Consider the following 14,913-nt stretch of genomic DNA (forward strand, 5'->3'; position numbering starts at 1 on the left):
AGGCTATCAAATCGCGACTGCTTTGTCATCGCTCCTAACCGCCGTTTTTTGGGAAATAAGGCAGTCAGGATCTTTGCCACCGCATATAGTGCCCGCCTTAATGGCTTTCTGGGCTAGACAGCCAGATTTACACTTCGAATATTGGTGACAGGTAATACATGTAAAATTGATCTCATCATGTGCTTGCCTAACAGTTTGAAGCAAGATTGACTTGTTCCAAATCTCCTCAAGAGAATGGTCTCTAACATTTCTAAACGGATCCACGAATTCAAATCGCTTAAAGGCATCACAGGGGGCAACAGTCCCATCAGGATTTATTGTAAGCACGTTCAAACCCGCTTCACATGATGAAGGATTTTCTGGGCATATAATGTTAAATGGGGCTCCTGCGCGTACCATCAAATTAGGAAACTCCGCAGCAATCCTATTTTTTTTATCACACAAGGTTCTGAAGTTTTTCGCTGAAAGCTGGAGCATGTCCCGGTTAAACGCTCCGCGGCCTTGGGGTACGAATCGCAGCCAGCTCATTTTTCTCACACCCATGGAATCCACTAACTGGCCTATATCAAATAACTCGCCGATGTTTCCGGCGTGTGGCACCACATGAACCTCGGAGTTAACCCCGTGGCGTTTGGCAGTATTAAGGGCAGAAATAGTTAGGTTAAAGCTGCCATTGACCCGAGTAATCCATTCATGGCTGTCGGCGTTTGCCCCATGGAGACTAAAAATCGTTCGAATTCGCTTTCCTGCAAGAAAAGCAGCCATATCTTCAGATAGGGCTTGAAGCACTCCCCTTTTCTCCATGATTCCTGTCGTATACAGAGAGACGTCGAGATCTTTATCCGTTGCTTTTGTCAAAACTAACTTTATATCGGCATAAGTCAGCGGTTCACCACCGGATATGCAAATCTTCCGCCCACCCATTTCCGCAAACTCAGTGACAAGACTTTCAACGCGGTGTGCGTCTAGGAAAAGCATTGAAGAGGATTCGCCACTTGACGAACAGTGAAGGCAAGCCAACGGGCAATGACGGTTGACTTCTATCTTGAGTTCGCGGAGTTTGTAATTATTCATGTGACTCCCTGTTTCAAGACAAGGATGTTTAGTCTATTACGAAATCGGGGATTCGTCAATTGCTAGTTTAACACCGTGTAAAATATAGGTCAACAAAAATTATTCTAAGGACTATTGACTTCAACTTATCATGATGTTAATAATAACCTGTGTCAAAAAGAAGATATGGACGTCGCGGTTCAGCGGAGTTTGGCGCATTACTCAAACAGTGGCGAAAAGCCGTCCGGCTGACCCAAGCTCAGGCGGCCGAACGCCTGGGGATTAAGAGTGCGAGCCCTGGGGCTTACCTAAGCCTTATTGAGAAGGGGGAGCGCCCAATTCCTGACGCTGTATTAGCTAATGTTCCAAACGTCTATTCAAAGCGAGCTGAAGAGGTGATCAAAGCTGCATACCATCCCCAGATTCCTATGCCCCTGCTGGCATTAACTCTTGATCCTTCTTCTCTTCCGAAAAGTATTGAAGATTATCTCACTGAACTTGGCGACGAGGAAAAAAGGGACCTGATAAAATACGCAGCCTTTTTGGTGTTGCGCCATAAAACCGAACAAAACGATATTAAGGTCTCAACTTAGCAGGCTTTATTCGCTAAAATAATCCGAATCGAGCCTTTTCAGATTGTAACTAACCACGGGGCTTACCCCAATATTATGTTCAATCATCAGTTCGGTTAGTTTTGCCCCGTCAATAAGCACTATTTTGCTTTCAATCTGCTGAGCATATCTCTCGGCTTCATCTGAAAAGCCCGATGTTGTGATAAAAATCCCTTTTTTTGCCCGCTGACCTTGAAGAGCCCCGGCGAATTTCTGCACCTCCGGTCTACTAACAGTGCCTTCCCATCGCTTGGCTTGAATATATATAACATCAAGACCGAGTTTGTCCTCTTTGATTGTGCCGTCAATCCCCTCATCACCGCTTTTACCAACAACTTGACCCGCGTCCTTGATACTACCGCCGTAACCCATTTGAACCAACAACTCGATTACAGTGTTTTCAAAGAACCCGGGATCACTGTCCTTAATTTTTTGAAGGAGTTCATCAGCAAGCGCACTATTAAGCTCGTTATAAGCATTTTCCAATGCTTCTTGAGGGGTGACAGCAGTAGTTTTATCAGGTGGCTTGGGAGTCTTTGGTTTCTCGTGACCAAGTTTCTTGAAATCTTGAAACTCCTTAAACTGTTCCAAATATTTTGCGTTAATACTATTCGGTTTAGCTTTTAGGACTTCTTTACCCCTATTGGTTATCTTAAAGCTTCCCCTTTTGGTTGACTCGATCAATCCAGCTTTTTTCATATAAGTACGTGCCCAACCAACTCGATTATGGAAAACCGCCTGCCTGCCGCTTGGCAGTACCTTTCTTAGATCCTCAGGCATAAGATGAAATTGGTTTCCCAGCGAGGCTATGCTGTCTTGCAGGGTATGTTCTTTCCCATCAGAAATAAGTGTGAGCAGGGGTAGCATAATCGTCTGATAATCTGGAATTGGCATTCTTTCCCCCAAGCTAAATTCCGTTTTTCAGCTTTGTCTTAATTTACGCTGTGCCAATTGAAAAGGCAACAATATTTTTTGTTGATGGTTGATCCACCCACCACACTGCAAAACTCACAAAGACATGACGACTGAAAACTAACCCTTTCCCCCTTTGACCTCCCCTCCCAGCCTTGTATACTAAATATCGGTAACCCCCCACTAAGGAGCCCACGATGAAATCAGAAGATATCTTCTGGAAGATCGGCGAGACTACTATCGGCGCTACGTTGACCTTGCCGGATGAACCGGGGAAATCGGTCGGCATTGTTTTCGTCGCCGGGTCGGGGCCCACAGACCGTAACTGGGAATCTCCCCTCCTACCCGGCAACAATGGTTCCGCTAGGCTGTTGGCCGAGAGGCTGACCGCCGAGGGCTACGTCACCCTGAGGTATGACAAGCGCGTCACCGGCTCCTACGCCAAAGACAACATGGCGCACTTGGCCGGCAAGATCAGCATGGAGAGCCACTTCGAGGAGCTCAAGAGCGCCGTTTCACAGCTCATCGATCGGCCTGAACTGGCCCCCGAGAGCATCTACGTCCTCACCAACTCCGAGGGCGCCCTCCACGCCCTGTACTACCAGACCCACGCCAACGTGCTGCCCTTCTCCGGCATGATTCTGACCGGCGCGCCGGGCCGGCCGCTGTCCCACGTCGCCAACCACCAGGTCTTCACCCAGGCGAAGGCTCTGCCCAATGCCGACGATGTCATTGCCCGCTACAAGAAGCTCATCGCCAGTTTCGAGGCCGGCAAGCCTTTCGTTGCCGATCCCAACCTGCCCGAGGGCTTCAACAACATGGTGGCGGCTTTAAGCGCCCCGTTCAACCAGCCGTTTACCAGGGAGTTCTGGGCTTTCAAACCGGCACCCTATTTCAGGAACCTCGACGTGCCCGTCCTGGTGGTCATCGGCAAGAAGGATCTCCAGTGCGATTGGAAGCTCGACGGCGAAGCTCTCGAAAAAGAGGCCGAGGTCAACGAAAACGTCGAGTTCTTCTATCCCGACAACGCCAACCATGTCCTGAAATTCGAGCCCACCCCCCGCGAGCAACTGACCATGGCCGACGCCGTCAAGAACTACAACCTGCCCGAAGCCAAACTCGACCCTGAAACCGTCTCCACCATCATCAGCTGGCTGAACCTGCAAGTAGCCCGTTAACAAACCTGAGACGACTGCCGCCTTTTGACTGTCTTTGCGAGGATTGCCTTGAATGGCAATCCGTGGCAATCGTCCCCGAATAGTACACCGATGCAATCGTGCGAGGCTTTAGCCTCGCATTACCCCTCAATCCCACCCCCAGCTGTCTTTGCGAGGACTGCCTTGAATGGCAGTCCGTGGCAATCGTCCCCGAATGGTATACCGATGTAGTCGTGCGAGGCAGCGCCTCGCAGTCCAGACTATTACTCGTGCTAAAATACCCCGTGCCCGAAAAACTGTACTGCGGCCTATATCCTGGCATCGAGGGACAACACAACCGTCTATATTGGCGTCACCAGCGATCTGAAACAACGGGTTTTCCAGCATAAATCTCACCTGGTCGCCGGTTTTACCAAACGCTATAACGTCGATAAACTCGTCTACTATGAAACTTGCGGCGATGTAATCTCAGCCATTTCCCGCGAGAAACAACTGAAATCATGGCACCGTGAGAGGAAAAACAAACTTATCGAGAGATCCAACCCTGAATGGTGCGACCTCTACGATAATATCTAATTAAACTGTCTTTGCGAGAATTGCCTTGAATGGCAATCCGTGGCAATCGTCCCCGAATAGTACACCTATGAAATGGTGCGAGGCATACCTCGCAGTACTTGTGCCCTTCGCCCGTGGTCGAATCTAATAAAAGATTCTCTTCGCCCGGAAAAACTTGTACCCCCGCAGCCGGAACACCAGCGACCTCATCCTCTCCCTCTGCGACAATGAACTCGATGGGCATTTATTCGTATCCATAGCGGCCGCTCCTTTTTGGAGTGTTTTTCGGATTTCGATATTCGAATTTCGGATTTATTAGCTGAAAGCCTCGGGCTTTCAGCCTATTTCCAGGGTGAATTCACCTGGAAATAATTCCCGTCCGGGTCCGCGAAAGTGCTGATCCACGCCCCGTCCAACTCATAGAGTTCCTTGACGACCTTCGCGCCCAGCGCCTTTATCCTCTCGTATTCTTTCTTGTAATACCTCGTCTCGAAGTTCAGCAGGATCCTCTGCGGTTCCTTGGCGATACCCTTGACCTCGGAGTGCTCCCCGATGTGCAGCCAGCAGTCTCCGACCTTCCACCCCCACCAACCCTCTTCCGTCCAATCCGGCTTGCCGAGGACTTTGGTGTAGAATTCCGCCAGCACCGCCGGTTTCTCCGACCCGATCATGATCGACGTCATGGTCAACATTGTTGTTCCCTCCCGTATATTTTCGATTCCTTGCCGACCCTAGTTTAGAACCTGCCCGATAGCTTATATATCCGTAATTTCCCCTATTTTTCGATGCCAATACTCCTACTTTTCCCATGCGTCGTTGTGAGGAGCATGGCGACGCGGCATCTGACTGGGATCGTCCCAGGCCTTATCTCCTCTCCCCCACGGGGAGAGGGTAGGGAGAGGGGTACCTTTGCATTAATGGCAATCCATGGCAATCTGCGGTTGGTCATTCTCTTCCACCCCTATACCAAACCCTCCCCAAACTGTCTTTGCGAGACCTGCCTGACGGCAGGTCGTGGCAATCGTCCGCGAATAGTACACCGATCTTATCGTGCGAGCTGTTCCTCGCAGTTATATACACCGCAACCCCCTTGGCCTTTCGTAAAAATATTGCCCCAAAAACGACACGAAACGCTTGACACCCTCGAGAACACCGGTGCTATAATATCACCCGATGATTATTAGAACACCTGTACAATCTCTATTTGTCGCCCCGAATCCTTTTACGCCCGAAATATTCGTTTCATTCGTTTTCACCACGCCCTGGACTGAAAACTAAACATGATTACCTGCGATATGTGTGCGATTGAGCTATTTAGGATGGATGCTAATCCACCGCAAACGGTAGTATTGATCAAGGCTGGGTATTTGGAATTTCATGACATTTGTTTTTCTTGCCGGCAAAATAATGAATATTTGTTTCCTCACGATTGGCCAATCGCGAAATTTTGGGGTTTGTTTCAGAAAAAAGGTTTTTCCCCGAAAAAACAAAAAACAAATCGGTCTTTGGGATTTTTATGTCGTTCTTGAATTTGAATTTCGGTTTTGTATTTTGAGTTTTGATATTTGAATTTGTTTCGGATTTCGATATTCGGATTTCGGATTTACGACCAGGTATAGGTTCCTTTTAACTCCCAATGCCCCACCGAGTCGTTCCAGTCGTTTTTGCACGGACAGAAAGCCGAGAACTAATGGCTGACAGCTTGCCCGCCAACCGCCGAAAGTCTATAATCCATAGCTACACTGCTCAAAAAGGAGGCCCCCGATGCCCAGTTACTGCTACTTCCAGGGTGAGATAATCCCTTTAGAGAACGCCAAAATCGGCGTCATGACCCACGCCTTGCACTACGGCACCGGCCTCTTTGAGGGCATCCGCGGCAATTGGAACGCCGACCACGGCCAGCTCTACATCTTTCGCCTTCAGGACCACATGCGGCGCATGAAGGAAGGCTGCAAGGTCCTCAAGCTCGACATTCCCTTCACTGCCGACGACCTCTCCCGCATCACTGTCGACGTCGCCAAAAAGTGCGGCTTCAAAGAGGATATTTACCTCCGCCCTCTCGCCTATAAGTCCAGCGAGGCCTTGGGGGTGCGCCTCCATGATCTGAAAAGTGACTTCCTGTGCTTTGCCATCCCCTGGGGTCGCTACATCGACACCGACTCCTGCCGCTGCGCCGTATCAACTTGGCGACGCCCCGACGACAACGTCTTCCCGCCCAGTGTGAAGGCGACGGGCCTCTACATCAACAACGCCCTGACCAAGACCGAGGTCATCGAGAACGGCTTCGACGAAGGCATCATGCTCGCCCCCGACGGCCACGTCGCCGAGGGTTCTGGCGAGAACCTCTTCCTGGTCGAAAAAGGCAAGCTGATCACTCCGGCGACCTATTCGAGCATCCTTAACGGCATCACCCGCGATACCGTCATCCAGCTGGCGAAGAAGGAACTCGGCATCGAGGTCGAGGAGAGGCTGGTCGACCGCTACGAACTCTACACCGCCGACGAGTGCTTCCTGACGGGTACGGCTGCTCACCTTACTCCAGTCTGCGAGATTGATCGTCGCAAGCTCGGCGATGGCGGCCTTGGTCCGATCACTTCCAAGCTGAAAGACCTCTACTTCGACGCCATCAAGGGTAATCTGCCCAAGTACACCGGCTGGTGCACGCCGGTCTATTAGACTCCTCGCCCGCAGTCTTGTGGGAGAGGGTTAGGGTGAGGGCAAGACAATGCCAATATTAGCCCTCATGTTAGGTTATCTCTGGGGCAGCATCCCCACCGCGAACTTAATCGCCCGCCTCTCCGGCGGCGACCTGGGCGGTGGTAATGTCGGTACCCTGAATACCATTCGGCGAGTAGGGCTTGGTCCCGGTCTCGCCGTGGCTACCCTGGACATTGCCAAGGGTGCCGCGGCGGTGCTCACCGCCCGTTACCTCCTGGACGTGCCGACTGTCTGGGTCCTCTTTGCCGGAGTCATGGCTGTGGTGGGGCACAACTGGATGGTCTGGTTAGCGTTCAAGGGCGGCAAGGGCATGGCGGCGGCAACGGGTTCCGTCGCCGCCGCCTCTATCATCTACCACGAGGCTTGGGGCATCGCCGCCTTCGTAGGCATAATCCTGGTGGTTTGGAGGTTGAGACGTAATCTGGTACTGGGCAACGCGGTGGGCTTATTAAGCCTGCCTCTGTTAGCCTGGCTGGCTTCTCATTCGATAGAGGCTACGCTGACAGCCTTTGCCCTCGATGCCGTCATTGGAGCGAAGTACGCGCCAGATGCCATCGCCGACTTCAAACGGAGGGGGCTGGCTGCTTTGGGCAGGGATGACATTAAACCAAAAGAGAGTGGCTAACTATCTCGCCTTCCGGAGGCTCTTGACCAGCCATAATACTTGGCAGACCTCTTCCAGGGCGGCAGTGTACTTGTATGCCTCCTCGAGGATCTGGCCGGTGGCAAAGCTGCCGTGGCCGTGCACCAGGACGATCTTGTGGGTCTTTAGCGCCTCGGCGACCTCCTCGCTCAGGCAGCCTGGGCGGGTGTCCTGGTTCCAACCAAGGACAGGTATCTTACCAAGTTCATAGTGCTCCGCCTGCTCCGAGACGATCTCGGTTTCAGTCATGGAAAGTGCAATGGCGTGCGGAGGATGCGCATGAACGATGGCGCCGGCGTTGGTATGCTGCAAGATGGCTCGGTGCACCGGCAATTCCACCGATGCTAGGGGTGTCTGAAGATCGTTCTTGACAATGCCCGTCTCGATCAGGTCCTGGTCGGAGAGAACGCCCAGTTGGCTTCCCCGGCGGGTGATGAGCATCTTTTCATCGTTTAAGCGAACCGACAGGTTGCCTGAATGCGAGGACACGAGCCCCCGGGTGAAAAGAGCTTTGCCGACTTCTTTGAATTGGATACCGAGCATAGTACAGCAGCCTTGATAAAGATGATTGGGAAGCTGCTATATGGTAGCCGACCAGGTTTTAAAAATCAAACGAGCTTACGAATGACGCCTACTACCCGGCCCTGGACCTCGACATTGGAGGCTTCGGAGAAGATGGGCGCCATCTGGGAGTTTGCAGGCTGCAAGCGGACCTTGTTGCCCCTCTTCTCTTTGTAAAAACGCTTCAGAGTGGCTTCTTTCTCGGTCTTGAGCCATACAGCGGCCATCTCGCCGTTGTCCACCGATTGGACTGCCTGCATGATGACAACATCGCCATCATTGATAAGGGCATCGATCATGGACGTGCCTTTGACTTTCAGAGCGTAGACGTCCTTGCGGTCATCCACGAAGGCCTGTGGCACCTCGACGGTTTCGGCAGAACCGGAAGCGTTCCAAGTTTCCGTGTCCGGCACCGGGATCGGTCGACCGGCGGCGATCTGGCCCATCAGAGGCACTGTGGTCGGGCATGCCCGGTTCACTTTATCGACGAGTTCGATGCCGCGGGAGATCTCGTGGTGACGGCGGATATAACCCAGACGCTCAAGGTGTTTCAGGTTGTAATCGGCAACAGACGTTGAACTGATGCCACACCCGGCAACGATATCCCGGATGCTTGGGGGAATACCGAATTTCTTGACGTAGTTCTGGATGAACTCCAGTATCTTTTCTTGCCTGGCCGAAAGGGTATCCAGCATTTTAGCCATCTTTACACCGCCTGAACATGTGTTCTTGAGAACACTTTATCTCATTTCCGACTGCGTGTCAAGACCTTTAACACAAATTTCCGAAAAAGTTCTTGTCTTGAGTCTTTAGACGACCATCGTGCCAAAGGTGACGACGCGGTCGTTCTCGTCGGGCCGGATGACAATGACGCCCTGGGTGCTACGGCCCATGACGACGATGCCTTTTTCGGAATCTTCGGTGCCAACAGGGGTGCGTATCACGACGCCTTCAGCGGTCGCGATCATCACCTGATGTTCTTTATCAACTACTTTGCCCGCTACCACCGGTCCAGTCTTCTCAACCACCTTGAAAGTCAATACGCCGGAACCGCCTCGGTGCTGCAGCGGATATTCCTCCACTGGGGTAAGTTTACCCATGCCACCTGATGTGATAACCAGAACGAAGTGTCCGGGGTGAGTGACGTCCATACCGACCATGCGGTCATCGCCCCGCAGGGTGATGCCGCGCACGCCTCCGGACGCTCTCTGCGAAACCCGAAGATCTGATACGGGGAAGTGGATGGACTGACCATCCCGGGTAATCAGGATGATATTTTCGTCTTCCTTAGCGACAAGAGCGCCGATGAGTTCATCGCCTTTGGGTAGATCCATGGCCAACAAGCCGCTAGACCGCACCGAAGCGAAATCCGAAGCCGGGGTGCGCTTGATCTCGCCGCCGGCGGTGCCCATGATTAGCGAATTCTCTTCCTTGAACTCCGTCAGCGAAAGCATGGCGGTTATCTTCTCGTTTTCCGACAACGGAACGAGGTTTATGATCGCGAGGCCCTTGGCGGTACGAGACAAATCACAGGGAATCTCGTGACACTTGATCGAGAAAATCCGCCCACGGTTGGTGAACAAAAGAACGCTATCGTGCGTGTCAGCCACCATGATGAAGCGGACGGCATCTTCCTCGCGGGTGGTGATGATGCTCTTGCCCCGGCCGGCGCGATTCTGTAACCGGTAGACCTCGGTGGGCACCCGCTTGATGAAATTACGCTCGGTCAGGGTAACCACCATGCTCTGGTGAGGGATGAGGTCCTCTTCACGGAACTCGATAACGCCCTGAGCCTGAATCTCGGTACGACGGGCGTCGCCGTACTTGGCCTTGATGTCGGCAACATCGGACTTGATCAAAGCCAGGATCTTTCTCGGGTTGGCCAGAAGATCTTCTAGGTAGGATATCTGTTTCAAGACCTCGGCGTATTCATCGAGGATCTTCTGACGTTCGAGACCGGCCAGGCGGCGCAGTTGAAGATCGAGGATGGCCTGGGCCTGGATCTGGGAAAGGCCGAACCTGCTCTGGAGTTCTCGCCGGGCGACTTCAGAATTCTCAGCTTTACGGATAAGGTTGATTATGGCGTCGAGATTATCGAGGGCTATTTTAAGCCCCTCGAGGATGTGGGCTCTATCTTTGGCGGCTTTGAGCTCGAACTTGGAACGCCGGATGATGACCACCTGGCGGAACTCGACGTAAAGCTTCAGGGCTTCCTTCAGGTTGATGATCTGCGGTTTACCGTCGACCAGGGCGAGCATGTTGATAAAGAAGCTATCCTGGAGGTTGGTGTGCTTGTGGAGATTGTTCAGTATCTGTTGTGGCTGACCGTCGCGCTTGAGGTCGATGACGACTCGAAGTCCCTGTCGATCCGACTCGTCGCGGACTTCGGCGATGCCGGTGACCTTCTTCTCCCTGACCAGACCGGCGACGCGGGAAACCAGTTCTGCTTTGTTAACCTGGTAGGGGAGTTCGGTGATGATGATCTGCCGTTTACCGGTCTCAGAGGCGTCGGTGATGTGAGCCCGGGCGCGGATAACGACTTTTCCGTGACCTGAAGCGTAGGCGCTACGGATGCCATCGGTACCAAGGATAATGCCGCCGGTGGGGAAATCCGGTCCCTTGACGAAGTGCATCAGGTCATCCATGGTGCACTCGGGGTTATCGATCAGATAGGCGATGCCATCGCAAAGCTCGGACAGGTTATGAGGCGGGATGTTGGTGGCCATACCGACGGCGATGCCGGCCGAGCCGTTCATCAGCAGGTTGGGCAGTCTTGAAGGAAGAACCGTCGGCTCATTCAACGACGCATCGAAGTTGGGCATAAAATCGACAGTGTCTTTATCGATGTCGACCAGCATTTCCTCGGCGAGTCGGGTGAGCCGGGCTTCGGTGTAGCGCATGGCAGCCGGCGGATCGGCGTCAACCGAACCGAAGTTACCCTGGCCGTCGACCATGGTGTAGCGCATCGAGAACGGCTGGGCCATGCGCACCATTGCGTCATAAACCGAGGTATCGCCATGTGGATGGTATTTGCCGAGGACTTCGCCGACGATGCGGGCGCTTTTCTTGTAGGCGGTATTGTAGTGCATCCCCATGTCGCTCATGGCATAGAGGATGCGGCGGTGGACCGGTTTCAAACCGTCGCGGACGTCGGGAAGGGCGCGGGAGACGATGACGCTCATGGCATAGTCGAGGTAGGAGTTTTTCATCTCCTCCTCTATGTTGATCGGGCGGGTTTTTCCGATTACCATTAGACCTCCAACTCCTCTTCGTCCTCTTCCTCGGGATAGGTTTCCTCTTCAAGGTTCTCTTCGACCGCAACCTCGGCTTCTTCGCCCTCAGGCGCCGGTTCGGTTTCTTCGGCAACTGATTCGAGTTCAGGTTTGCGCGCCGCTGCGGGCAAGCGGGTGGGGAAGGATATTTGCCCTACTTGCGACGGATCCTGATAGGTTTCGCGGATCATGATCGACAGCTTGTCTTCCGTAGAACTGACGACGGTGCCAGAATACCTGTTACCGCCGCGCATGAGTTTTAAAAGCCTCAGGGCGTGGCGCGGCTCAACCGAACCGACGTACTCACCCGCCACCGTCTCGATCCTGATGACGGCACCGGCCGGAAGCAGGTTAACCTTGTCGCCAGCCACCGCATGAGCCAGCACCTCCCGAGGCGCCAGGGAACTCAGGTTGACGACGCCGGCTTTGCCGGTTTCCTCGAGGAAAACCTGCGGTTCCACGCGCTGCCCGTTGCCTTCCACATTGGTCTTGGACCCGGAGACGACCAGGACTTCGAGCCGTCGCAGGTTACGGTCGGCGATGGAGTTATAAGGGTCGGCTTCTTTTGACTTTTTATAAGCAGCCTGGGCCATGGTGTACTCGCCGAGTTCCATGTGAGCCCGTCCCAACCGGTTTAAGGCCTCAACGTCCTGGGGAAAGAGTTCGAGGATGGCCTGATTGGCGGCAATGGCATCGCGCCAGCGGCCTGAAAGGGCAAGCTCTATAGCGCTCTGGCTGTGCTGCTTTTTGAGTTTAGCCTGTTCGTCGTCGTTGTAGGCCATCGCCGGCTCCTAATCTTGATTTTGGTGACAGATTTTACTCGATTACGGAGGGGCGAGCAAACATTCTTATCTCTCGTGTGTCTAGAACAGGCGTATTATACAACCTCGAGGGGAATAGTACCAACATTAACAATATCAAATAATACCAACAATCCACTCCTGATCACCCCTTAGAGCATTGTGAAAATAACTAAAACGACTCGGTGAGGCATTGGGGATTGAGACGCCCGCAGAGCTGTTCTCCTCGTGCAGGTGGTTGGTTGCAGGTCTTGGGCGACACTTGCGTGCGAAAACGAATGAAACGATTCCTGCCCTCGGTGGTTTTTTCAAAAAGGAATCTATCCCCTGGTCGTAAATCCGAAATCCGAATATCGAAATCCGAAACAAATTCAAATATCAAAACTCAAAATACAAAACCGAAATTCAAATTCAAGAACGATATAAAAATCCCAAAGACCGATTTGTTTTTTGTTTTTTCGGGGAAAAACCTTTTTTCTGAAACAAATCCCAAAATTTCGCGATTGGCCAATCGTGGGGAAACAAATATTCATTATTTTGCCGGCAAGAAAAACAAATGGTCATCAAATTCCAAATCCTACGGCGCCTGATCGATAATACCGTTGTGGTGGATTAGCATCCATCCTAAATGGCTCAATCGCATACATATCGCAGGTCATCAGTGTTTAGTTTTCAGTCCAGGGCGTGGTGAAAACGAATGAAACGAATATTTCGGGCGTAAAAGGATTCGGGGCGACAAATATAGATTGTACAGGTGTTCTAATAATCATCGGGTGATATTATAGCACCGGTGTTCTCGAAGGTGTCAAGCGTTTCGTGTCGTTTTTTGGGGATTATTTTGTTATGTAGGGTGTGGGGAAAATGGTGGGTTCCGCTGCGCTGCACCCACCTTACTCGACTCAAAATCCCCATATTGAATCGGAACCTATCCCCTGCCCCTTCCCTTCGGCTCGGGCGCTCGCCGTGGGAAGGAGCGAAGTTTTATAAGAGGTTCCGGCTCGCAGACCCCGCTCGCCGGAATCTCTAACCGAGGGGCCCCGCCCCAGATACAAGCGGCGGGTGGACTGTTCGGGGACCGATTGCCATCCTTCGACTCTTCTCAGGACGGCTAGTGGTGTCAGGCAGGTCTCGCAAAGACAGTTTTAGGAGGTGAGATATCTCCAGGAACTTATAGCGCTTTGAGCGCCGAGACTAGGCCGTCAAGGGGGAGGGCGCGCTGTTCAGAGGAGGTCATATCGCGGAGGAGGATTTCACCTTTCTCCAATTCCGCATCGCCGAGGATAAGGGTGTATCGAGCGCCGAGGCCGGAGGCTTGGCGTAGTTGAGCCTTAAGGGAACGGGATGCAAGGGACTCAAACATTGGAATTCCATCGCGACGCAAGTCAGCGGCTAGTTTGAAGGCAGCTATGAAAGCGGCTTCGCCGAGTGCGGCCAGGAAGAAGCGCGGCGATTCGAGGGCAGGCACCACGATGTTCTGGCGCTTTAGATTCAGGATGATCCGCTCGATACCCGTCGCAAAGCCGATGGCCGGGGTGGGTTCGCCTCCAAGTTGGGGGATCAGGTTGTCGTAGCGGCCGCCGCCGCCGATGGTGCTCTGGGCGCCTTCCTCTCGAGGCTGAATCTCGAAGACGGTACGGCTATAGTAGTCCAAGCCGCGAACCAGGCAATGATTGATTTCAAAAGGAATCGCAATCGCGCCCATGAAGGCGGTCAACTTGTCGAAATGGGCTTTACAGTCAGGGCAAAGAAAATCGACCGAATGCGGTGCCTTCGAGGCGGCAACGCTACAGTCCGGTTTCTTGCAATCGAGCAGCCGCAGAGGGTTCTTGCCGTATCGAATCTTGCAGTCGCCACAGAGGGTGTCGATGCAGGTCGAATAATAATCTTTCAACGCGGCGAGGTAAGCGGCGCGGCATTCCGGGCAGCCGATGGAATTGAGCTGGACGGGCAGGGTGGTGATGCCGAGCTCTCGATATAACGACCAGGCCATGTCGATGACCTCGGCATCGGCGGCGGCGTCAGATTCGCCAAAAACCTCGAAACCGAACTGGTGGTGCTCGCGGTAGCGCCCGGCCTGGGGGCGGTCGTAGCGGAAAATGGAAGCCAGGTAATAGAGCTTGACAGGCTTGGGCTGAGAAGCCATGCCGTGCTCGATGTAGGCGCGGCACACCGGCGCGGTGCCTTCGGGCCGGAGGGTCAGGTCCGCCCCGCCGCGGTCCTGAAAGGTGTACATCTCCTTGGTGACGATATCGGTCTCCTCGCCGACGGTGCGGGTGAAAAGCCGGGCATCCTCGAAAGTCGGCGTGTCGATCCGGGAATAGCCGTAGCGGGCGGCAATGGCGGCGGCTTTAGATTCGACATAACGCCAATATGATTGCTCTTCCGGCAAGATGTCCTGGGTACCGCGGGGAGCCTGGTAATCCATGGTTTTAATCGATCTCCTTATGGGATGATTGATGATACTATTGCTGGCTTGCTCTGGCAAGCCAGCAAATCCGAAAAGACTAAGCCAAATTTAAAGCCTCTCTTAAAAAGGAGCCTATCCCCTGCCCCTTCTCCTTCGACAGGCTCAGGACAGGCCCTTGGGCTCAACTGTTCGCCGTGGGAAGGGGTGTCTTTTTTAAGAGGTTC

General features: G+C 53.0%; 13 protein-coding genes. 5 read left to right on the forward strand and 8 right to left on the reverse strand.

The features are described from left to right. Nucleotides 1-6: 6 nt before the first annotated feature. Entirely contained in the window at nt 7-1,074 is a 1,068-nt protein-coding gene (locus tag HX448_RS00115; protein ID WP_102330864.1) for a radical SAM/SPASM domain-containing protein, read from the reverse strand. A 149-nt stretch (nt 1,075-1,223) separates the two neighbouring features. On the opposite strand from HX448_RS00115, the gene HX448_RS00120 reads away from it, so the two are divergent. Beyond that, the gene (locus tag HX448_RS00120; RefSeq protein ID WP_102330863.1) at nt 1,224-1,646 is read left to right on the forward strand and encodes a helix-turn-helix domain-containing protein; all 423 of its coding nucleotides are present in this window, start codon (nt 1,224-1,226) and stop codon (nt 1,644-1,646) included. Between the two features lie 6 nt (nt 1,647-1,652). Here HX448_RS00120 and HX448_RS00125 read toward each other — a convergent pair whose 3' ends face one another. Beyond that, on the reverse strand, nt 1,653-2,558 hold the full coding sequence (locus HX448_RS00125) for a restriction endonuclease (RefSeq protein WP_102330862.1): 906 nt from the start codon (nt 2,556-2,558) through the stop codon (nt 1,653-1,655). A gap of 215 nt (nt 2,559-2,773) precedes the next feature. Between HX448_RS00125 and HX448_RS00130 the strand changes: the two genes are divergently transcribed. Together HX448_RS00130 and HX448_RS00135 are read left to right on the forward strand one after the other, a co-directional pair. Continuing rightward, entirely contained in the window at nt 2,774-3,754 is a 981-nt protein-coding gene (locus HX448_RS00130) for an alpha/beta hydrolase family protein (RefSeq protein ID WP_102330861.1), read from the forward strand. Between the two features lie 342 nt (nt 3,755-4,096). After that, nucleotides 4,097-4,309 carry a GIY-YIG nuclease family protein gene (locus tag HX448_RS00135; RefSeq protein WP_394573346.1) on the forward strand — a complete coding sequence of 71 codons (213 nt, stop codon included), beginning with the start codon at nt 4,097-4,099 and terminating at the stop codon, nt 4,307-4,309. 320 nt (nt 4,310-4,629) lie between these two features. Here HX448_RS00135 and HX448_RS00140 read toward each other — a convergent pair whose 3' ends face one another. Next, on the reverse strand, nt 4,630-4,980 hold the full coding sequence (locus HX448_RS00140; protein ID WP_102330860.1) for a VOC family protein: 351 nt from the start codon (nt 4,978-4,980) through the stop codon (nt 4,630-4,632). A 1,072-nt stretch (nt 4,981-6,052) separates the two neighbouring features. Here HX448_RS00140 and HX448_RS00145 point away from each other — a divergent pair. After that, nucleotides 6,053-6,964, forward strand: a complete 912-nt coding sequence (locus HX448_RS00145) for a branched-chain amino acid transaminase (RefSeq protein WP_102330858.1) — start codon at nt 6,053-6,055, stop codon at nt 6,962-6,964. A gap of 49 nt (nt 6,965-7,013) precedes the next feature. Beyond that, the gene (locus HX448_RS00150) at nt 7,014-7,631 is read left to right on the forward strand and encodes a glycerol-3-phosphate acyltransferase (RefSeq protein WP_102330857.1); all 618 of its coding nucleotides are present in this window, start codon (nt 7,014-7,016) and stop codon (nt 7,629-7,631) included. Here the strand turns inward: HX448_RS00150 and HX448_RS00155 are convergent, their stop codons facing one another. From HX448_RS00155 to hisS, 5 genes are all read right to left on the reverse strand, one after another. After that, nucleotides 7,632-8,192 carry an aldolase gene (locus tag HX448_RS00155; RefSeq protein WP_102330856.1) on the reverse strand — a complete coding sequence of 187 codons (561 nt, stop codon included), beginning with the start codon at nt 8,190-8,192 and terminating at the stop codon, nt 7,632-7,634. Between the two features lie 65 nt (nt 8,193-8,257). Beyond that, nucleotides 8,258-8,905, reverse strand: coding sequence for a transcriptional repressor LexA (gene lexA, locus HX448_RS00160; RefSeq protein ID WP_102331100.1), 648 nt, complete (start codon nt 8,903-8,905; stop codon nt 8,258-8,260). A 114-nt stretch (nt 8,906-9,019) separates the two neighbouring features. After that, complete coding sequence (gene gyrA / locus HX448_RS00165) at nt 9,020-11,461, reverse strand: DNA gyrase subunit A (protein ID WP_102330855.1); 2,442 nt, start codon at nt 11,459-11,461, stop codon at nt 9,020-9,022. Further along, the gene (locus HX448_RS00170; RefSeq protein WP_102330854.1) at nt 11,461-12,264 is read right to left on the reverse strand and encodes a tetratricopeptide repeat protein; all 804 of its coding nucleotides are present in this window, start codon (nt 12,262-12,264) and stop codon (nt 11,461-11,463) included. The genes gyrA and HX448_RS00170 overlap by 1 nt, the downstream gene beginning before the upstream one ends. A 1,186-nt stretch (nt 12,265-13,450) precedes the next feature. Continuing rightward, nucleotides 13,451-14,707, reverse strand: coding sequence for a histidine--tRNA ligase (hisS, locus tag HX448_RS00175; RefSeq protein ID WP_102330852.1), 1,257 nt, complete (start codon nt 14,705-14,707; stop codon nt 13,451-13,453). Between the last annotated feature and the right edge of the window lie 206 nt (nt 14,708-14,913).

Origin of the sequence: Dehalogenimonas etheniformans (genome assembly GCF_014672715.2) — a bacterium.
Taxonomy (GTDB): Bacteria; Chloroflexota; Dehalococcoidia; order Dehalococcoidales; family Dehalococcoidaceae; genus Dehalogenimonas; species Dehalogenimonas etheniformans.